At 74.5% G+C, this 19,785-nt stretch carries 13 protein-coding genes; 6 read left to right on the forward strand and 7 right to left on the reverse strand.

Features of this window, described 5'->3' with window-relative positions; translation table 11 throughout:
* The first annotated feature begins 372 nt into the window (after positions 1 to 372).
* Positions 373 to 3,825, forward strand: coding sequence for an ABC transporter ATP-binding protein (locus ABZ881_RS11395; protein ID WP_358483804.1), 3,453 nt, complete (start codon positions 373 to 375; stop codon positions 3,823 to 3,825).
* Between the two features lie 10 nt (positions 3,826 to 3,835).
* On the opposite strand, the gene ABZ881_RS11400 is transcribed toward ABZ881_RS11395, so the two are convergent.
* Together ABZ881_RS11400 and ABZ881_RS11405 are read right to left on the reverse strand one after the other, a co-directional pair.
* A complete protein-coding gene (locus tag ABZ881_RS11400) occupies positions 3,836 to 4,648 on the reverse strand; it encodes an alpha/beta fold hydrolase (protein ID WP_358483805.1) in 813 nt (270 codons plus the stop codon).
* Positions 4,649 to 4,691: 43 nt separating this feature from the next.
* A complete protein-coding gene (locus tag ABZ881_RS11405; protein WP_358483807.1) occupies positions 4,692 to 5,600 on the reverse strand; it encodes a cation diffusion facilitator family transporter in 909 nt (302 codons plus the stop codon).
* Between the two features lie 15 nt (positions 5,601 to 5,615).
* On the opposite strand from ABZ881_RS11405, the gene ABZ881_RS11410 reads away from it, so the two are divergent.
* Positions 5,616 to 6,167 (forward strand): hypothetical protein, encoded by a 552-nt coding sequence (locus ABZ881_RS11410; RefSeq protein WP_358483809.1) that lies wholly within the window; start codon positions 5,616 to 5,618, stop codon positions 6,165 to 6,167.
* A 254-nt stretch (positions 6,168 to 6,421) separates the two neighbouring features.
* Here ABZ881_RS11410 and ABZ881_RS11415 read toward each other — a convergent pair whose 3' ends face one another.
* The 4 genes from ABZ881_RS11415 to ABZ881_RS11430 all read right to left on the reverse strand — a co-directional run bounded on the left by ABZ881_RS11415 (position 6,422) and on the right by ABZ881_RS11430 (position 13,065).
* A complete protein-coding gene (locus tag ABZ881_RS11415) occupies positions 6,422 to 8,914 on the reverse strand; it encodes an ATP-dependent Clp protease ATP-binding subunit (RefSeq protein ID WP_358483811.1) in 2,493 nt (830 codons plus the stop codon).
* A gap of 75 nt (positions 8,915 to 8,989) precedes the next feature.
* Positions 8,990 to 10,342: a hypothetical protein gene (locus tag ABZ881_RS11420; RefSeq protein WP_358483813.1), complete on the reverse strand. Its 1,353-nt coding sequence runs from the start codon at positions 10,340 to 10,342 to the stop codon at positions 8,990 to 8,992.
* Positions 10,343 to 10,557: 215 nt separating this feature from the next.
* Complete coding sequence (locus ABZ881_RS11425; RefSeq protein ID WP_358483815.1) at positions 10,558 to 11,829, reverse strand: FAD-dependent monooxygenase; 1,272 nt, start codon at positions 11,827 to 11,829, stop codon at positions 10,558 to 10,560.
* A gap of 129 nt (positions 11,830 to 11,958) precedes the next feature.
* Positions 11,959 to 13,065, reverse strand: coding sequence for an FAD-dependent monooxygenase (locus ABZ881_RS11430; protein ID WP_358483817.1), 1,107 nt, complete (start codon positions 13,063 to 13,065; stop codon positions 11,959 to 11,961).
* A gap of 349 nt (positions 13,066 to 13,414) precedes the next feature.
* Here ABZ881_RS11430 and ABZ881_RS11435 point away from each other — a divergent pair, with 349 nt between their 5' ends.
* Positions 13,415 to 14,893, forward strand: a complete 1,479-nt coding sequence (locus tag ABZ881_RS11435) for an oligosaccharide flippase family protein (RefSeq protein ID WP_358483819.1) — start codon at positions 13,415 to 13,417, stop codon at positions 14,891 to 14,893.
* 15 nt (positions 14,894 to 14,908) lie between these two features.
* Here the strand turns inward: ABZ881_RS11435 and ABZ881_RS11440 are convergent, their stop codons facing one another.
* Positions 14,909 to 15,799, reverse strand: a complete 891-nt coding sequence (locus ABZ881_RS11440) for an ATP-grasp fold amidoligase family protein (protein ID WP_358483821.1) — start codon at positions 15,797 to 15,799, stop codon at positions 14,909 to 14,911.
* A gap of 240 nt (positions 15,800 to 16,039) precedes the next feature.
* Here ABZ881_RS11440 and ABZ881_RS11445 point away from each other — a divergent pair, with 240 nt between their 5' ends.
* The 3 genes from ABZ881_RS11445 (at position 16,040) to ABZ881_RS11455 (ending at position 19,778) form a co-directional block, all read left to right on the forward strand.
* Positions 16,040 to 17,050 carry a glycosyltransferase family A protein gene (locus ABZ881_RS11445; protein ID WP_358483823.1) on the forward strand — a complete coding sequence of 337 codons (1,011 nt, stop codon included), beginning with the start codon at positions 16,040 to 16,042 and terminating at the stop codon, positions 17,048 to 17,050.
* A gap of 39 nt (positions 17,051 to 17,089) precedes the next feature.
* Positions 17,090 to 18,340, forward strand: a complete 1,251-nt coding sequence (locus tag ABZ881_RS11450) for an MFS transporter (protein ID WP_358483825.1) — start codon at positions 17,090 to 17,092, stop codon at positions 18,338 to 18,340.
* Positions 18,341 to 18,473: 133 nt separating this feature from the next.
* Positions 18,474 to 19,778 carry an MFS transporter gene (locus ABZ881_RS11455; RefSeq protein WP_344026355.1) on the forward strand — a complete coding sequence of 435 codons (1,305 nt, stop codon included), beginning with the start codon at positions 18,474 to 18,476 and terminating at the stop codon, positions 19,776 to 19,778.
* The last annotated feature ends 7 nt before the right edge of the window (positions 19,779 to 19,785 follow it).

Below are 19,785 nucleotides of genomic sequence, written 5' to 3' on the forward strand. Positions count from 1 at the left end.
GTGTGTGACGGGCCTCCGGGGCACGGCGCTGACTAGGCTGCGGGCAGGCAGCTACGGCGCCGTGCGGTCCGGAATGGTGCCGCCACCCGGGGTGGCGTCCGGACCGGGACCGGAGTACGCCTCCCTCGTGGCGGAGTACTGCCGCACCGCATGGCGGCCCGAGGTCGCGGCGGAGCGGGCCCCCAGCCTCCGGCGCACCCTGGACGAGATCGACCGGCTCGTCCGGGCCGGAACCTGGTAGAGACCATCTGATGTCCGTCCACATCGGACCCCGAAAACCGGCGGCGCCGGCCGCCCCGCCGGGCTAGCGTCGATCACGGACCGGCGCCGGAGATCCCGCGCCCGCACGGTCCGTTCCCCGGGGGGTGTCTGGTGCGCGCGCTGACGTGGCGTCGGCTCGGTGGGCCCGCCTCCGCCGTCGCGGTGGGCACCGCCGTGGTCGCGGCGGCGGCGGAGGCGATCGCCGCGACCGTCGTCGGACGGGTCGCCGCGAGCCCGACCGGCACCCTGGTCATGCTGCTCGCCGCGCTGCTGCTGGGTGCGGCCGTGCTGGACACGATCGGGCGCGTGCTGTTCGCCGGGGTCGTCGGCCGCGCCGAGGGCCGGCTGCGGGCCGACCTGCTGGACTCCGCGTTCGCCCAGCCCCTCCCCCGGCTCGAGGACCAGGCGGTCGGCGAGCTGCTCGACCGGGTCGACGACGACTCCCGCCAGCTCGCCCAGCTGATCCGCCGGATCGGCTGGGAGACCGGGCGGGCGCTGATCCGCTCGGTGCTGGCCTGGACCGCCGCCGGGATCGTGTTCTGGCCGGCCTGGATCGCGTTCCCACTGGTCGCGGCGCTGGTCGTGCTGGTGGTCCGGCCGCTGACACCTCGGCTGGCGCGCTGCAAGGTCGCCGAGGAGACCGCCTGGTCCGATCACTCGGCGCAGCTGGAGGAGGCGATCGCCGGGCAGGACGACGTCCGTACCTCGCTCGGGCAGCCACACGTCGTGCGCGGCTACGCGGCGCGGGCCGCCGCGGTGATCGCGCGGGTGCACGCCACCTGTGTCGCCGCCACCCAGGTCGGGCTGCGCGCCGGGTTCGTCGCGCACGCCCTGCTCGGCGCGGTCGCGCTCGGCGGGGTGTGGCTCGTCGCGGGCGACCCGGGCGGGATCGCCGCGCTGGTCACGTTGTGGATCCTGGTGACCGCCTTCGTCTCCCAGGTGGACGCGGTCGTCGACCGGATGCCCGACATCCAGGCCGGCATCGGCGCACTGACCCGGGTCCGCTCGCTGCTGCTCGCCGAGCGGGAGCCGGACGGCGGCCTGCCGCTCCCCGACGGCCCGGTCGGCGTGCAGCTGCGCGGCCTCACCGCCGGGTACGACGGCGGGTTCCGGCTCGCCGGGATCGACCTGGACGTCCCGGCCGGGACGACCTGCGCGCTCGTCGGGCGCACCGGATCCGGGAAGTCGACGGTGGCCAAGGTGCTGTCCCGGGCGATCGAGCCGCCGCACGGGCAGGTGCTGATCGGCGGGCGCGACGTCCGCACGATCGCCCTCGACGACCTGCGCCGCGGGATCGGCGTCGTCACCCAGCGCACCGAGATCCTGACGACGACGCTCGCCGGGAACATCGCGCTGCTCGATCCCGCGGTGTCCCGGGACGCGGTCCGGGCCGCGGTGTCGGCACTCGGCCTGGACGGCTGGGTGGACGCGCTGCCCGACGGCCTGGACACCCGCCTGGGCAGCGGCGGGATCACGCTGTCCGCGGGTGAGCAGCAGCTCGTGGCGTTCGCCCGGCTGCTGGTGCGCGACGTCGCCGTCGTCGTGCTGGACGAGGCGACCGCCCGGATGGACCCGCGGACCGAGGAGCGGGTCACCGGCGCGGCGCAGGCGCTGCTGGCCGACCGGACCGGGATCGTCGTCGCGCACCGGCTCTCGACGATCCGGCGGGCCGACACGGTCGCCGTGCTGGACGACGGCCGGCTGGTCGAGCACGGCGACCGGGCGCAGCTGGCCGCCGGGACCGGGCACTACGCCGAGCTGCTCGCCTCCACCGGCGACCTCGACGGGCCGCAGGCCGGCCCGGCCGAGCGGTCCGGGCCGGCCGGGAACGGCCTGCCGCACCGGTCGGCCCGCCGCCCGGTGCCCGCAGCCGCGCCGGTCCCGGCCCCGAAGCTGTGGCGGACGACGCTGCGGCTGGCGTTCGTGCACCCGCGCTGGGGGCTCCTCGGCGGGCTCATGTTCACCATCGCCACGCTGGCCGGCGCGACCGGTGTCGTCACCGGCTGGTTGTGGGGGCAGGTCGCCGCCGCCCTGCAGGGCGGCGGGACGCCGTGGGGCCCGGCGGTCGTCCTCACCGGGGTGCTGCTGCTGTTCCCGGTGTGGATCGCGGTCGCGTTCCGCACCTACCCGCGCTGGTGGACGGCGACCACCCTGCGGCTGCGGCTGGCGGTGCTGCGCGGCCAGACCATGCAGCACCGCGGCGGCCGCGCACCGGCCGGCGAGGTGGTGGCGCGCGCGCTCGACTCGGACCGGATGGTGCTCTACGTCGACCGCTGGGTGGACGTCGTGAACTCGGCGATCGTCGTGGTGGTGGCCGGGCTGGTCGCCGGCGACGTCCGGGTGGCCGCGGTGATCGGGGCGTTCCTGCTGCTGTGTGCCGGGATCGCCGCGGTCGGTGCGCCGTTCGCCGGGCGGGCCGGGCGGGCCGCGGCCGACGCCCGCGCGCGGTTCGGCACCTCGCTCGGCTCGGCGCTCGACGCGGCCCGCACGGTGAAGCTGGCCGCCGCCACCGGCGTGGTGGCGCGTCACCTCGGGGAGGTCGACGCCCGCCGCGTGCAGGCGACCGTGCGGGAGTACCGGGTCCGGGTGCTGCTGGAGGGCGTCCCGGGTGTGCTGATGCAGTCGGCCGTCGTGCTGACCTGGGCCATGTACCTGACCGGGCACTGGGACCTCGCGATCGCGCTGCTGGTGTCCACGACGCTGAACGGCGCCGGGTTCCTCGGCCAGGTCTGCGCGGCCGCGGTCACCGAGGCGCCGATCGCCCGGCGCTGGCTGCGCGCGATCGCGCCGTTCACCGGGCCCACCGACCCGACCCGGCTCCCGGCAGGCGTCGACATCGTCGCCGGGACCGCGCCGGAGCCGCCGCCGGTGCCGCGCGAGCCGCTGCACCGGCTGACCCTGGAAAAGGTCACCGCGGTGCACGACGACGGCACCGTCGGGGTGGAGGGCGTCGACCTCGACATCGACGCGGGCGAGCTGGTGCTGGTCACCGGCCAGGTCGGGTCCGGGAAGTCCAGCCTGCTCGCCGGCCTGGCCGGGCTGGTCGGGCACGAGGGCGTCATCCGGTGGAACGGGAACGCGATCGACGATCCGCAGCGGTTCCTGCGGCCCGGTCAGGTCGCGTTCGTGGGCCAGGTGCCGCGGGTGCTGTCCGGCACCTTCGACGACAACATCGCGCTCTCCCACCGGCGGCCGGTCGCCACCGCCGTGGACGACGCCCGGCTGGCCCGCGACGTCACGGCGGCGGGCGGCCCGGGCGCCGTCGTCGGGCACCGGGGCATCCGGCTCTCCGGTGGCCAGGTGCAACGGCTCGCGATGGCCAGGGCGCTGGCCACCGGGGCCGAACTGATCGTCGCCGACGACGTGTCGTCGGCGCTGGACGTCCGCACGGAGATCGAGCTGTGGGCGGCGCTGCGGCGCCGGGGCAGCACCGTGGTCGGGGCCAGCACCAAGCGGGCCGCACTGGCCCGGGCCGATCGGGTGGTCGTGCTGGACCGGGGCCGGGTCGCCGACGAGGGACCGTGGGACGAGCTGTCGGCGCGCTGGTCGCACCTGGCCGGCTGAGGTCCGGGCGTCAGCCGGCCGGGAGCGGGTGCTCGGCGAGGAACCGCAGGACCTCCGCAGAGGCCCGGGCCTGCCGGTCCAGGAAGTACGCGTGCCGCGCCCCTGGAAGGACGACCAGCTCCGCGCCCGGGATCCGCTCGGCCAGCAGCCGTCCGTTCGCCACCGGCGTGTACTCGTCGGCGTCGCCGTGCAGGACCAGGGTCGGCGCGGTGACACCGGGGAGCGCATCCCAGGCGTCGTGCCGGGCACTCGCCCGGCGGTGTCCGGCCCGGGCCCTGGTGGTCATCGACGCGTCACCGAGGACCGGCAGCGGACCGGCCCACCGTTCGCCGACCATCAGGCGGACCAGCTCGCGTCGCGCGGGACCCGGGGGGCCGGCCAGGGTGCGCAGGATCCCCCGGTCCGCCGGTGCGGTACCGAGGCCGCCCGCGCTGGTGCAGCCCAGGACCAGTGCTCCGACCCGATCCGGATGGTCGACGGCGATCCACTGCGCGATCCGGCCGCCCATCGAGGTGCCGTAGACGTGCGCCCGCCCGATGCCGAGCTCGTCGAGCACGGCCACCGCGTCGTGCGCGAAGCGCCGGGTGCTCCACCCCCCGTCGGCCACGTCGTCACTGGCCCCGGTCCCGGCGTGGTCGACCACGATCGTCCGGTGGCCGGCGAGGTCCGGGCGGACCGGGCCCCACCAGTCCCGCGAGTTCGCCTGCCCGGCGAGCAGCAGCAGCGGCTCACCGTCGCCGACGACGTCGAAGCCGATCCGGGTGCCGTCGGGTGCGACCGCCCAGCGGCCGGTCGGGCCCGTGGCGGACGGTACGGTGGTCACGACGCACACCGTAACCACCGCTCCGGGAACCCCCGGCCGGATCTCAGCCGCAGTGGTTCTCGTGCGCGACGTGGGCGTGGTGCTCGACCTGCAAGGTCGAGTGCTCCAGCCCGAAGCGCTCCCGCAGTGCGTGCGAGGCCCGGTCCAGCACCGATCCGGTGCCGCAGTGCAGCTCGATCTCCTCGTCCACCACCAGGTGGGCCGACATCGCCGGGGTCCGGTCGTTGATCGCCCACAGGTGCAGGTCGTGCACGTCCCGGACGCCGGAGACGGCGAGCAGCTCGGTGCGCACCGCGGCCACGTCGATCCCCTTCGGTGCGCCCTCCAGCAGCACGTGCGACGCCTCGCGCAGCAGCCCGACCGCCCGCGGCAGGATCAGCGCGACGATGAACAGCGACGCGACCGTGTCCGCGTACGGCCATCCGGTGGTCATCAGCACGACCGCGGCGGCGAGCACACCGACCGAGCCCAGCGCGTCGCCCAGGACGTGCAGCATGGCGCCGCGCATGTTCATGTTGCCGCGGTCGCCGCCGGACAGGACGACCAGCGCCGCGATGTTGCCGAGCAGGCCGAGCGCGCCGATCACCAGCAGCGGCAGGCCCGGGATCTCGACCGGCTCGAAGATCCGCTGGACACCCTCGACCGCCACCCAGACGACGACCGCGACCAGGGTCAGCGCGTTCAGCGCCGCGACCAGCACCTCGGCGCGGCCCATGCCGTAGGTGCGCCGGTCGGTCGCCGGCCGGGCGGCCAGGACGGACGCGACCAGCGCCGCGAACAGCGCACCGGCGTCGGTCAGCAGGTGGCCGAGATCGGCGAGCAGCGCGAGCGAGCCGGTGAGCACGGCACCGACCGCGCCCAGCACCGCGGTGCACAGCGTGATGGCGAGTGCGATCCCGAGCCGCCGCCGGTCCGCGCCGCCGTGCCCGTGGCCTCCGTGTCCGTGCCCCATGCCCGCAGCTTACCCATGCATGTATTCGCATGTCTAAACGAATGGGTCTCCGGTCGGGGTTCCGCGATCGCCGACGGCGCGCTGGGCCTCGCCGGGAGCTCCGCCGACGACGGGAGCCCCCAGCCGGGAGCGACCACCCGCAGCGAGATCGCCACCGTGCTGGACCGGCAGCCCCGGTCCCGGGGGCGATCGGCGGCGGCCCGGGTGGTGGACTTCGCCGACGGCCGCTCGGGCAGCCCCGGCGAGTCGCTGAGCAGGCTCGGGATGCGCCGGGCCGGGCTTCCGGCCCCGATCCTGCAGTATCCGGTCCCCGGCACGTCCTACCGCTGCGATTTCGGCTGGCCGGATCACGGGATCGTGGGCGAGTTCGACGGCCGGGGCAAGTACGGGCGTCTCGTCGGACCGGACGCCGACCCGGACACCGCCGGCCGACTCGTCTGGCGGGAGAAGCGCCGGGAGGACCGGATCCGCGCGACCGGGCTGATCGTCGTCCGGTGGACGTGGCCCGACATCGGAGCGCCGGGACCGCACGGCATGGTGGGCCTCCTGCGCGAGGCACTCCGATGACATCGCACCGCCCGCGCGACGCCGCACCGTCGTGCACGGGTGCGGCGCCGGAGTGGGGGTGCGGCAAACGGTGGGGAGGGGTGCGACGAGCAGGCGGGGTGCGGCAGGGCAGGCACGCCCGGGCGCGGCAGCCACGCCGAGTGCGGCCCATCTGGACCACCGGGTGCGGCATGCCTACCGGGTGCGGCATGCCTACCGGGTGCGGCAGGACTGCCGGGTGCGGCAGGACTGCCGGGTGCGGCCGGCACGCCGCCTCACGGCACCGCGGGCTCCCCCGCCTCGATGAGCAGCTCGCCGTCCTCGGCGCCGACCCGGACGGTCCGGCCGGGCCCGATCCGGCCGTCGAGCAGCATCGCCGACAGCGGATTGTCCAGCTCGCGGCGGATCGTCCGGCGCAGCGGCCGGGCGCCGAAGTCGGGCTGATAGCCGTGCTCGGTGAGCAGGCGGACCGCGTCGTCCCCGATCTCCAGGCCGATCTCCTTGCGGGCCAGCCGGTCCCGGGTATCGTCGAGGAGCAGCCGGGTGATGTGCGCCAGCTGCTCGGTGTCCAGCCGCCGGAACACGACGGTCTCGTCGATCCGGTTCAGGAACTCCGGCCGGAACACCTCGCGCAGCCGCGGCATCAACCGGTCGGCGAGCACCGCGTCCTCCCGCTCGGCCGGTGTGGCCTCCTGGGCCGCCGCGGAGCCGAAGCCGAGTGTCATGCCGTGCCCGGTGATCAGCTCGGAGCCGACGTTCGACGTCATGACGACGACGGTGTGCCGGAAGTCCACGGTCCGGCCCTGGCCGTCGGTGAGCCTGCCGTCGTCGAGCACCTGGAGCAGGGTGTTGAAGACGTCCGGGTGCGCCTTCTCGATCTCGTCGAGCAGCAGCACCGAGTACGGGCGCCTGCGGACGGCCTCGGTCAGCTCGCCGGATTCCCCGTACCCCACGTAACCGGGTGGGGACCCGACCATCCGGGCCACGGTGTGCTTCTCGCCGTACTCGCTCATGTCGAGCCGGACCATCCGGTCCTCGTCGCCGAACAGGGCCTCGGCGAGCGCACGCGCCAGCTCGGTCTTCCCGACCCCGGTCGGGCCGAGGAACAGGAAGCTGCCGACCGGGCGGCCCTCGTCCCCGAGCCCGGAGCGCGACCGGCGGATCGCCTCGGCGACCGCGGTCACCGCCGGATCCTGCCCGACGACGCGCCGGTGCAGCTCGTCCTCCAGCCTCAGCAGCCGGTCCCGCTCGGCCTCGGTGAGCTGGGTGACCGGGATCCCGGTCGACCGCGACACCACCTCGGCGATCTCGTCGACGCCGACGGTCGGCGCTTTCCCACCCGGATCCGCCGGATCCGCGGCGAGCCGGGCCCGGGCCTCGGTGATCTCGTCGCGCAGCTGGGAGGCCCGCTCGTAGTCCTCGTGCGCGACCGCCTGGTCCTTGTCCCGTGTCAGCTGCTCGATCCGCTGCTCGATCTCCCGGTGGTCGACGGTCGGGGTGCGGGTGCGCAGCCGCACCCGGGCCCCCGCCTGGTCGAGCAGGTCGATCGCCTTGTCCGGCAGGAACCGCTCGGTGACGTAGCGGTCGGACAGCTCGACCGCCGCCCGCAGCGCATCCGGGGTGTACCGGACCTGGTGGTGTGCCTCGTAGCGGTCGGCCAGGCCGCGCAGGATCGCCACGGTGTCCTCGACCGACGGCTCCGGCACCAGGACGGGCTGGAACCGCCGGGCCAGCGCGGAGTCGGACTCGATGTGGCTGCGGTACTCGTCGAGCGTCGTCGCGCCGATCACGTGCAGCTCGCCGCGGGCCAGCGCGGGCTTGAGGAGGTTGCCGGCGTCCATCGCGCCGCCTTCGCCGCCACCGGTGCCGGCGCCGACCATCGTGTGCAGCTCGTCGATGAACACGATCAGGTCGTGCGAGTGCTCGCGGATCTCCTCGATCAGCGTGCGCATCCGCTCCTCGAAGTCGCCGCGGTACTTGGTCCCCGCGACGACGCCCGCCAGGTCGAGCTGCACGACGCGGCGGGCGCGCAGGATGTCGGGCACCTCGCCGTCGGCGATCCGCTGCGCGATGCCCTCGACGACGGCGGTCTTGCCGACGCCCGCCTCGCCGATCAGCACCGGATTGTTCTTGGTGCGGCGGGACAGCACCTCGACGGTCTGCTCGATCTCGTCGTCCCGCCCGACGACCGGGTCCAGCCGGCCGCCGCGGGCGGCGACCGTCAGGTCCTGGCCGTACCGGTCGAGCGTCGGGGTGGCGGAGTCCGGCTGCTCGGGGACCGGTCCGGCCTGCGGGGTCCGGCCGTCGGTCATCGAGCCCGGCGCGAACCGGGAGCGGGCGAGCAGCCGCCCCGCGGCGGACTCCTCGTTGGCCGCCAGTGCGAGCAGCAGGTGCTCCGGGCCGATGTAGGTCGACCCGAGCGAGCGGGAGACCTGGTGCGCGTCGAGCAGGGCCCGCTTCGCCGACGGGGTGAGCGACGGCGGACGCGGATCGGTGCCGCCACCGCGCGGCAGCCGCTCGTCGAGCGTCCGCGCGATCACGTCGGGATCGGCACCGGCCCGGGTGATCCACTGCCGGGTCGTCTCGGTGCGTGCGCAGGCCAGCAGGATGTGGGTGGCGTCCAGGTCGGCGTCGCCGCGCCCGGACCGCTGCACGGCCTCCTGTGCCGCATGGGCCATGATCTCCCTGGCACCGGCGCTCATCAACCGGTTCAGGTCGATCCGGTGCACCGGTCCACGGGGGTCGCCGGGACCGAAGAAGCCGGTCATCAGTCACCTCTCGTCGGGTTTCGCCGCTGGGAGGTCTTCCCGCCGGTCCGGCGGGTGAAACCCGCGCGGTGCGGCTCAACCGTTGCCGGCGAGCGTGTCCGGGGCCGCGGTTCCATCGTCCGCCGCGAGCACGTCCGGGGCGACGGTGACACCGTCCGCGGCGAGCACGTCGGAGGCGACGTCGCGGCAGGCCGCCCAGCCGAACTCGACGTCCCGCTCGGCCGGATAGGTCGTGAGCACCGCGAGTGCACGGTTCTCCCAGGCGAGCACGCAGTTGACGTTCCAGTATCCGGCGCCGTGCCGGGTCCAGCCGTTCTTCTCCGCGACGGCGCCGGGGAGCATGCCGTGGATCCCGGAGCGCCCGTCGGGGGTGATCGACGCCAGGTCGGTGAGCAGCTCGGTCCCGCCCGGCCACTCCTCGGCGCGGTCCCGGACGCAGCCCAGGATCGCGGCCGCCTCCAGGGCGCTGAGCTGGGTGAACGACCACCACCCGGGGCGCGACGTGGTCACCGACACCCCGCACTCGGCCGCGAGCCGGTCGGTGGTGGCCTCCCGGCCGCCCCGCCGGTAGAGCCGTTCCGCGGCGGAGTTGCTGCTCGCCCGCACGGCCGCCGAGATGTCGGCCCGCTCGGCCTCGGTGACCGGGCGCCCTGCCTCGGCCGCGGCGCGCAGGGTGTCCGCGGCCAGCCACGCCTTGATCGTCGACTCGGCCTCGGTGCGGGTGCTGTCGGCGTCGGCGGAGCCGGTCCAGCGGCCGGTGGCGGTGTCGAGCAGCGCCCAGGACAGCTGCAGGCCCTCCTCGTCCTCCCGGGTGACCGGGATCGTGCCCGGCGGCAGGGTGACGGCCTCGCGCGGGGCGATCCCGGCGTCGGCACCCGGTTCGATCATCGCGAGGAACAGGTCCCGGGTCGTCCCGTAGAGCAGCGACGCGGCCGACTCCGGCTGCGCGGCCGGCGGCACCACCGGATCCGCCGCGGTGGTGTCGCCGGCCGGCTCACCGCCGTCGGCGGCCGGCTCACCGCCACCGGCGGGGGGCTCGCCGTCGGCGGCCGGGGCGCCGTCCGGCGCCGGTGCGCCGTCGGCCTGCGGTTCGGGCAGGTACGGCCCCGCCGGGCCGGGTCCGGCCACCGCCGGTCCGGTGCCGGGCGCGCCGGACGACGGTCGCGGCGCGATCGCGACGGCCGACGGGACGGGCCCCGGCACGTCGGCCGCGCTACCCGGGCCGGAGGCCGGGGCCGGGCCGGGCACGGCTGCCTGCGCGGGGACGGGCGCCGGCTGTTCCGGGTCCGGCGATGCGGCGGCGACCGCGGACGGTCCGGCCGGCGCAGGTCCGGCCGGGGCCGTCCCCGCGCCGAGCGCGGCGGGCGCGGTGACAGCGACGACCGCAGCGAGCACACCGGCCCAGCGGTACAGGCGTCGTCCGGGCACCGCTCCCCCGTCCAGGACCGGCGGGCGACCGACGTCGCGACGGGAACCGGCCCGACCCGATCTTCACCGACCGCGGGCCGTTCCGGACAGCCGCCGTTGAACGTTCACACAGGATTATCAGGATTCACCGGCGGATCCCGGCGAACCGTGACACCCCGGACACGGACCGTCCCCACGAGCGGCGCCGGGCGGCCCGGGGCCGGCCGGTCGAGCGGTCAGGGACAGCCGGTGAGCGTGGACACCGGGCTGACCTCGCCCCGGCGCAGCGCGCGGCGCAGCCGGCGGGCGAAGGTCAGCTGCCGGCGGACCTGCCGCACCGGCTCGATCTGGGTGACCTCGTGCAGTCGCCGGTGCAGCGGCCCCTGGTCGCCGCGCCGGTCGAGCAGCGACCAGGAGAACTCGATCGCGTCGACGCCGTCGAGACGGTGCGGCACGGTCTCGAACCACTGCATGCTGCGCCGGGCCATGTCCTGCACCGGTGCCATCGCGGCGCGGCGGCGCGCGTCGTAGGCGGCCAGCGCGGCCTCGACGTCGGTGACCGGCTCGACCGCGCCGTCCGGGCCGTGTGCCGGGTAGAGCTCCTCGGTGAGCGCGATCGCATCGGCGACGGCGAGCACGGTGCCGGATCCGATCGCGAAGTGCGTGGTGTGCGCGGCGTCGCCGGCGAGGACCACGTTCCCCGAGCGCCACGAGGTGTTGCGGACCTCCCGGAACTCCAGCCAGGGCGAGTCCCCGGCGCCGGGCGGCGCGATCAGCGACTCGCCGTCCAGCGAGCGGTGGAAGATCCCCTCCAGCATCCGCATCACATCGTCGGCCGGCATGGTGTCCAGCCCCAGCCCGCGCCAGGTGTCCGGGGTGCACTCGACGATGCAGGTGCTGACGCAGTCCGCGGCCGGGTAGGCGTGGAACCAGATCCAGCCGGCGCGGGTGTACTCGAACGTGAAGGTGAACGCGCGGAACGGCTTGGACGTCCCGAACCAGACGTAGCGGTTGGCGCCGTGCGCGATCCGGGTGCCGAAGTCGTGCTCCCGCGCGGTGCGGATCGCGCTGCCGATACCGTCGGCCGCGACGACGACGTCCGCGTCGGCGGTGAGCGGATCGGCCGCGAGATCGCCGTCGGGCGCGACGGCGGTCTCGAACCGCAGGTCGACGCCGACCTGCCGGGCGCGGGCGGTCAGCACCTCGAGCAGCCGGGCCCGCCCGATCGAGTAGCCGTACCGGCCGCCGAGGTGGACGGTCTCGTCCCCGACCTCGACGACCTGGTCGCCCCAGACGTGCGCGGCGGCGCGGACGCCCTCGGCGCCGACCGGGTCGGTCCGGTACAGCTCGTCCAGGATGTCCTCACCGAGGGTCACCGCGAAACCGGACGCGGTGCCCGGCGCGGTGCGTTCGGCGACGACGACCTCGTCCCGGCCACCGGAGCGCAGCCGCGCCAGGATGCCGGTGTAGAGGCCGGCCGGGCCACCACCCACGCAGACGATCTTCACGCCAGGTCCCTTCCGGGCCCGCCGGGGAACGGGCTCGGCGTCAGGGTAGGGCAGGAACCGGACACCGGCGCTACGAGGGGTAGCCGGTTCCGGTCCGGACCGTGACGGATCAGGTGACGCGCGGTGTGCTCAGCCGATCGCCCCCCGCTCGCCGCGCTGGGCGGCGCGCCGGACCCGGCGCGCGCTGGTCAGGGTGCGGCGGACCTGGCGGACCGGGCCGATCTGGGTCGCCCGGTGCAGCCGGTAGTGCAGGCGGCCCATGTCGCCGCGCCGGTCCAGCAGCGCCCAGGAGAACTCGACCGGGTCCTCGCCGCGCTCCAGCCGCTCCCCGGCGCGCTCGAACCACCGCATGTTGCGGCGGGCCATGTCCTGGATCGGGCCGAGCCGGGCGCGGCGCCGGGCGTCGTAGGCGGACAGCGCAGCGATCCGGCCCTGCGCGGTGGCCCGGCCGTCGTGCGTCGCGTACAGGGCGTCGGCCAGCGCCACCCCGTCCTGGACGGCGAGCACGGTGCCGGACCCGATCCCGAAGTGCGTGGTGTGCGCCGCGTCCCCGGCGAGCACCAGGTCGTCGTCGCGCCACGTGCGGTTGCGGACCTCGCGGAACCGCAGCCAGGGCAGCTCGCCCGCCCCGTCGCCACCGGCGGGGGCCAGCAGCCGGTGCCCGCCGAGCGCGTCGGCGAAGATCGACTCCAGCATCCGGAGCCCGTCGGCCGCCGGCACGGAGTCCAGGCCGAGCCCGGTCCAGGTCTCCGGCGCGCACTCCACGATGCAGGTGCTGGCGCCGTCGGCGGACGGGTAGGCGTAGAACCAGATCCAGCCGGCGTCGGTGCGCTCGAAGGCGAAGGTGAACACGTCGACGCAGCGATCGGTGCCGAGCCAGACGTAGCGGTTCTCCCCCGGCTCGACGGTGGTGCCGAAGTGCCCGGCGCGGGCCGTGCGCAACCGGCTGCCGACCCCGTCGGTGGCCACGACGACGTCGGCGTCGATCTCGTCCCGGCCGGTGACGTTGCTGCCGAACCGCAGATCGACGCCCAGCTGCTCGGCACGCTCGGTCAGCACCTGCAGCATGGTGACCCGGGCCATCGAGTAGCCGTACTTCCCGCCGAGGTGCACCGGCTTGAGATCGCCGATGCGCACCATCTGGTCGCTCCACAGCCGCGACGCCCGGCGCAGCGCGGGGGCGCCGGCGGGGTCGGTGCGGAAGAAGTCGTCGAGCAGGTCCTCGCCGAACGTCACGCCGAAACCGTGCGTCCAGCCGCGCCGGTTGCGCTCGTGGACGACCACCTCGTCGCGCCCCCCGGACCGCAGACGGGCGAGAATCGCCAGGTAGAGGCCGGTGGGCCCGCCTCCGACGCACGCTATACGCAACCGAAGCCCCCTCGGTTCAGGTGTTCACCCCAATGGAGTGGCACCGTAGCGCAACGTTTGCGAACCCCGATCGGGTGTGCGGCCGCCGGTGCCACCCGGACCATCGTCGACGGCGGGTCGTCGTTAGCGTGGGCAGCGTGTTCGCTGCGAGCGCCGCCGGGTGCGGCACCGCCCCGCTGACCACGCGCCGTGCGGGCGCCCGGTGAGCGTCGGCGGCATGCTCGCCGGACGGGTCCGTTCGGTGCGCCGGGAGATGGGCAACCCGCTCTACCGCAACGCCTACGCCCTCATGCTGAACACGGTCGTCAACTCCGGGTTCGGCCTGCTCTACTGGATCTTCGCGGCGCGCACCTACAGCCCCGAGGAGGTGGGGCGCGGCTCGGCTCTGGTCAACCTGATGATGCTCATCTCGGTGCTGACCACGCTGAACTTCGGGCAGGCGCTGATCCGGTTCCTGCCGACCGCGGGCAACGACTCGGCCCGGCTCGTGCGGCTGGCCTACGCGGTGTCGGCCGGTCTGGGCACCGTCGCCGCAGCCGGGGTGATGATCTACCTGAACCTGGTCCACTCCCCCGGTGACCCGCTGTGGGTCTCGCCGGGATTCGCGATCTGGTTCGTGGTCTCGACGGCCGCCTGGTCGATATTCAACCTGCAGGACCAGGTGTTCACCGGCCTGCGCTCGGCGATGTGGGTGGCGCTGGAGAACGGCGTCTACGGCGTCGTCAAGCTGGTGCTGCTGGTCGCTGTGTCGTTCACCTCGGTCTCCGACGGCGTGTTCACGTCCTGGTCCGCCCCGGTGCTGGCGCTGCTGGTGCCGTTCACCCTGCTGATCGCGCGCCGGCTGGTCCCCCGGCACGCGGCCGCCTCCGCCGCCGAACCGGGCGCCGGCGCGCCCGCCCCGGCGACCCTGCGCCGCTACATGGCGGGCGACTACGTCGGCCAGGTGTTCAACCAGGCGACGTCGTCGTTCCTGCCGGTCCTGATCATCCAGCTGCTGGGCCCGCAGCAGAGCGCCTACCTGCTGCCCGCCCAGACCGTGTTCATCGCGATGAACATGCTCTCGGTGGCGATCACCTCGTCGCTGGTCGTCGAGGGCTCGCGGGACCCGGCGCGGGCGCACCTGCTGGCCCGCTCGATCCTGCGCCGGATCGCGGTCATCGTGCTCCCGGCGGCGCTGCTGGTGGCGCTGGCCGCCCCGCTGCTGCTGCTGCTCTACGGCCGCGAGTACGCCGAGAATGCCTCGCTGCTACTGCAGCTGCTGATGATCTCGATGCTCCCGCGGGTCGTCGTCACGCTCTGGATGACCCGCTCCCGGCTGGCGAACCGGACCGGTCCGCTGGCCGTGCAGCAGCTCGTGCACGCCGTCGTCGTGCTGGGCGGGACGCTGCTGCTCTCGCCCTCGCTGGGGCTCGACGCGGTCGGCTGGTCCTGGCTGGCCGCCGAGCTGCTGCTCGCGGTGTTCCTGGCGCCGATCGTCGTGCGCTGGCTGCGCGGCACCCATCCGGTGCCCGCCCGCGGGCCGGCCCCCACCGATCCGGGCGCCGGCGAGGTCACCGAGGTGATCGGCCGGATCGACGACGGCGACAAGGACAATGACGGCGGCAGCGGCCCGGCCGGGCCCGCCGACGGCGGCAGCGGCCCGGCCGGGCCCGCCGACGACGGCCCGACCCGGCGGATCCCGCGCGTGCGGGAGTGACCCCGGGAGTGCCCCTCAGCCCCGGTCGATGAACCGCTCGGGGATCGGGGTTCCGTTGCGCCACAGGTTGCCCAGCGCCCGGTCGAACGCCCGCGGGCGGAGCCGGACCAGCCCGCCGCCCGGGTTGTGCGTGATCTCGCCGAAGTAGACGTGCCCGTCGACGTCGTAGAGGTCGACCCGGGCGAAGGTGAAGTCCTTGCCCAGCGCACGGGCGATCTCGAGCATCCGCTCGTAGCCCGCCGGCTTCTCCGGCAGCGACCGGGCCTGGGAGAACCGCCCGGAGATCCGGAACGGCACCCAGTCCGGGTGCATCATCGTGGAGGTGTGCGCGACGAACCGATCCTGGTCGACGACGACCATGGCGGGCTCGCCGTGGAAGACGAAGAACTTGTAGTCGTTCGGCGCCCCCTGCCCGTCGCCGATCATCTCCTCGACCACCGCCCGCGGGGTCAGGCCCTGGTAGGGGCGCTCCCGCCAGCCGTGCCGGAAGAAGTCGGTGCGCAGCCAGCGCGCGACCGTCGCCCGGATCCGGGCGTGGTCGGCGGCGGCCGGGTGCGGGACCAGGATGGTCATGTCGCAGCCGTGCGTCCCCTTCACCACGTAGGGCCGCTGCGGCCCCTCCAGGTCGAGGTCCTCGGCCCGCTCCACCACCTGGATCAGCGGGATCAGGTGCTCGGCCCCGATCCGGTCCGCGACGTGCGCGCGCACCCGGTACTTGTCCGCGGTGACGTGCACGAGTTCGGTCTGTTCGCCGAGGTTTTTCTTCGCCAGCAACTGTGCGTAGGTCTTCGGCTTCCGGAACGTCGTGATCTCGCCCTGGAACAAAGCGTGGTGCATGATCGCGAATGCGCGGTGCGGCAGGAATCGGAGCCGCCGGGACAGCATCACCCGAGCGTCGAACGACATTCTCGGGAGGATAGAGGAGCCCCTCTCGCCACCCGTCCCCGGGCACGTCGTGCCAGCAGGTGGTTACGCCGGCGCACCGGTGGACGACTACCCCTTCGAATCCGGAGCCGTTCCGGTTCGACGACAATGATCACACTGTCGGAGCAACGCCCTTGTGGTGCCAGGTCGGCGATAACCCCTCCGGACGAATGTCGGTGGGTGCGTGATGCGCCGCGCACACCCGGAAGGAGCCTTGATAACGTGCCGTTCGTGCAGAACAACAGCGTTCTGGTGACAGTGATCACCCCGGCCTACAACGTCGGTCCGTGGATCGCGGAGGCCATCGACTCAGTCCTCGCACAGACCGAGTCCCGCTTCGAGTACCTGATCGTCGACGACGGCTCGACCGACGACACCGCCGACGTGGTCCGTGCCCGGGCCGCGGCCGATCCGCGGGTCCGGCTCATCCAGGTGGAGAACGGCGGCTCCGGCGCCGCGCGCAACCGGGCGCTCGCCGAGAGCGCCGCGCCGTTCGTCGCGTTCCTCGACGGGGACGACCGCTGGCACCCGCAGTTCCTGCGGCACATGCTGGAGACCCTGCACACCGCCCCGCCCGGGGTGGGCATGGCCTACTGCCACAGCCGGGTGATGCTGGAGAGCGGTCAGGTGGTCGCGCTGCGCTGGCAGCCGGCCGGCCGGATCGACGTGGACCGCCAGCTCGTCGAGAACAACCCGCCGCACAACGGCAGCTCGCTGATGGTCCGGCGGGCCTGCTTCGACCAGGTCGGCGGGTTCGACTCGTCGCTGCCCTCGGCCGTCGACTTCGAGATGTGGCTGCGAATCGCGACCGGCTCGAACTACCCGCTGATGTGGGGCACCCGCCGGTACCTGCTCGACATGCGGCTGATGCGCACCGGGTCGATCAGCTCGAACCGGCAGCGCCGCTTCGAGTGCCTGGACAAGGTGATCTCCGACTACGCGCCCGGCATGCAGCGGATGCACCCGGGAATGGCCTACATCCGGCCCGCCGTGTTCGCCTACCGGGACGGGCTGGACGACTTCGGCGACCGCTGGTCGCTGCTCGCCCGCGAGGCGGGCACCGCGGCGCTGGCCCGCGACCCGTGGGGCCGCTCGCTGCTGGCCTGGAACGGGGCCGGCCGGGAGCGCCGCGCCCGGCTGCGCACCCTGCGCGACGGCGCCCGCAAGGGCGCCTACCGCGGCATGTCCGGTGCGCTGCGGACCGCCGGGAAGCTGAACGCCCTGCGGGGCTGACACCCACCCGGCGGGGCCGGCCGGACCGTCGGGGCCGTCATGCATGCTCGGCGGGTGGTGGAGCGGGCGACGGTGGCACGGCCGGGCCGGATCGAGCGGCGGGCCCGGGCCGGAGTGGCCCTGGTCTTCGCGACCAACGGCCTGGTCTACGCGAGCCTGCTCCCCCGCTTCCCGCAGCTCAAGGACGATCTCGGGCTGACCAACGCCCAGCTCGGCCTGGCCGTGGCGGCGATGCCGTTCGGCGCGCTGCTCGCCGGGCTGACCGCCGGAGCGCTGATCGCGCGGTTCCGGTCGTCGCGGGTGGCGTCGTTCGGGATGGCGGTGATCGCGGCCGGCGTGGTGCTGGTCGGGTTCGCCCCGGGCTGGGGCCTGTTCGCGGCCGCGATGTTCCTGGTCGGCGCCGCGGACGCGGTGGTCGACGTCGCGCAGAACGCGCACGGCCTGCGGGTGCAGCGGCGCTACGGCCGTTCCATCCTCAACTCGTTCCACGCGCTGTGGTCGGTCGGCGCGGTGGCCGGCGGGCTGATGGGATCGGCCGCGGCCGGGATCGCGATGGCGCTCCCGCTGCACCTGGGCCTGTCCTCGGCGCTGTCGGTGCTGATCGCGGTCGCGGTGTACCCACTGCTGCTGCACGGGCCGGAGGACGCCGAACGCCGCGATCCCGGGGGCACCGACGGCACCGGCGGGCAGGCGCCCGCCGGGCGGCGCCCGTGGGCCGGGCTCGGGCTCCGGACGGTCCTGCTGCTGCTGCTGGTGTTCGGGCTGGTCGCGAACTCGGGAACGGTCGTCGAGGACGCGGGTGCCACCTGGGCCGCGGTGTACCTGGATGGGCTGGGGGCGGGTGCCGCGATCGCCGGGCTCGGGTTCGTCGCGCTGCAGGGCTGCCAGTTCGTGGGCAGGCTGCTCGGCGACCGGATGGTGGACCGGTTCGGCCAGCGGGCGGTGACCCGGGCCGGGGGCGCCCTGGTGCTGGCCGGGATGGGGGCGGCGCTCGCGTTCCCGACGGTGCCCGGCAGCGTCGCCGGGTTCGGGATCGCCGGCTTCGGGGTGGCCACCCTGGTCCCGGCCGCGATGACCGCCGCCGACCGGATCCCCGGTCTCGCGCCGGGCGCCGGGCTGACCGTGGTGACCTGGCTGATGCGGGTCGGCTTCCTGCTCTCCCCGCCGGTGATCGGGGTGATCGCGGACGCCGCCGGGCTGCGGACCGGACTGCTCGTCGTCCCGCTGGCCGGGCTGGTGGTGCTGTTCCTCGCCGCGGCGCTCCCGGGCCGCCGGGCGCCCGCCGGCTGATCCCGGGCCGGCCGCCGAGCCGGACATCCGGCACGTTCCGTCGGTCAATGCTGCGTCTCGACACGAACCGATCGGTCGTTTAGCGTCGGCGGCCATGTCGTCATCCGTCCCGTCGGCGTCGCCGGGAGGAACCGTGGCACCCACGCTCCGGTCGTCCCGCAAGGTCGCCACCGCCAGTCTCATCGGCACCACCATCGAGTGGTACGACTTCTTCATCTTCGGCACCGCCGCGGCCCTCGTGTTCGGCCAGGTGTTCTTCCCGTCGGTGGATCCGCTGGCCGGCACGCTGGCCTCGTTCGGCGCGTTCGCCGTCGGGTTCATCGCCCGCCCGGTCGGCGGCGCGGTCTTCGCGCACTTCGGCGACCGGATCGGCCGCAAGCCGATGCTCGTCTACTCGCTGCTGCTGATGGGGGCCGCGACCGTCGGGATGGGGCTGCTCCCCGGCTACGACACGATCGGCATCTGGGCCCCGGTGCTGCTGGTGACGCTGCGGTTCCTGCAGGGCTTCGGGGTCGGCGGCGAGTGGGGCGGGGCCGCGCTGATGGCCGTCGAGCACGCACCGGCGCACCGGCGCGGGTTCTACGGCAGCTGGCCGCAGGTCGGCGTCCCGCTCGGCCTGGTCATGGGCACGGCGACGTTCGCGGTGCTGTCCGCGGTGCTCACCGACGAACAGTTCCTGGCCTGGGGCTGGCGGGTGCCGTTCCTGGCCAGCATCGCGCTGATCGGCGTCGGCATGTGGATCCGGCTCGGCGTGCACGAGTCGCCGGTGTTCCAGCAGACGATGGACGAGAAGACGGCGAACCGGATGCCGGTGCTCGAGGCGCTGCGCACCTACCCGAAGGAGATCGCGCTGGCCGCCGGGTCCTTCCTGGCGACCAACTCGACGTTCTACGTGGGCTCGGTCTGGCTGGTCACCTACGCCACCCAGGAGCTCGCCTACGACCGGACGACGATCCTGACCGCGAACGCCTTCCTGTCGCTGTCCGACATCCCGATGATCCTCGCCTTCGGCCTGCTCTCCGACCGGCTCGGCCGACGGCCGATGTTCCTGGCCGGGATGGGGGTGCTCGCGCTGTTCGCGGTGCCCTACTTCTGGCTCGTCTCGACCGGCAGCGTGTGGCTGTTCGTGCTGGGCGGGCTGGTCGTGCAGGCCTGCCGGTCGGCGGTATACGGGCCGCAGTCGGCGTTCTTCGCCGAGCAGTTCTCCACCCGGATGCGCTACTCCGGGGCGTCGCTGGCCTACCAGATCGCCTCGATCCTGGGCGGCGTCGCGCCGCTGCTGTGCACCGCGCTGGTCGCCTGGACCGGGTCGCTGTATGCGGTCGCCGGGTACGTCGCGTTCATCGCGCTGGTCTCGATGGGCTGCTCGTACCTGATGACCGAGACGCTGCGCTCCGGCCTGCGCGACGACACCCGGGTGGCCGCCGCCCGCGGGTGACCGGCGC

The organism is Pseudonocardia sp. NPDC046786 (genome assembly GCF_040645415.1).
Lineage (GTDB): Bacteria > Actinomycetota > Actinomycetes > Mycobacteriales > Pseudonocardiaceae > Pseudonocardia > Pseudonocardia kongjuensis.

Excerpts from the sequence above, each read along its gene's own strand:
- ABZ881_RS11415 (WP_358483811.1), bottom strand. The coding sequence starts at position 8,914 with ATGACCGGCTTCTTCGGTCCCGGCGACCCCCGTGGACCGGTGCACCGG.
- ABZ881_RS11450 (WP_358483825.1), top strand. The coding sequence starts at position 17,090 with ATGCATGCTCGGCGGGTGGTGGAGCGGGCGACGGTGGCACGGCCGGGC.
- ABZ881_RS11435 (WP_358483819.1), top strand. The coding sequence starts at position 13,415 with ATGCTCGCCGGACGGGTCCGTTCGGTGCGCCGGGAGATGGGCAACCCG.
- ABZ881_RS11405 (WP_358483807.1), bottom strand. The coding sequence starts at position 5,600 with ATGGGGCACGGACACGGAGGCCACGGGCACGGCGGCGCGGACCGGCGG.
- ABZ881_RS11440 (WP_358483821.1), bottom strand. The coding sequence starts at position 15,799 with ATGTCGTTCGACGCTCGGGTGATGCTGTCCCGGCGGCTCCGATTCCTG.
- ABZ881_RS11410 (WP_358483809.1), top strand. The coding sequence starts at position 5,616 with ATGCATGTATTCGCATGTCTAAACGAATGGGTCTCCGGTCGGGGTTCC.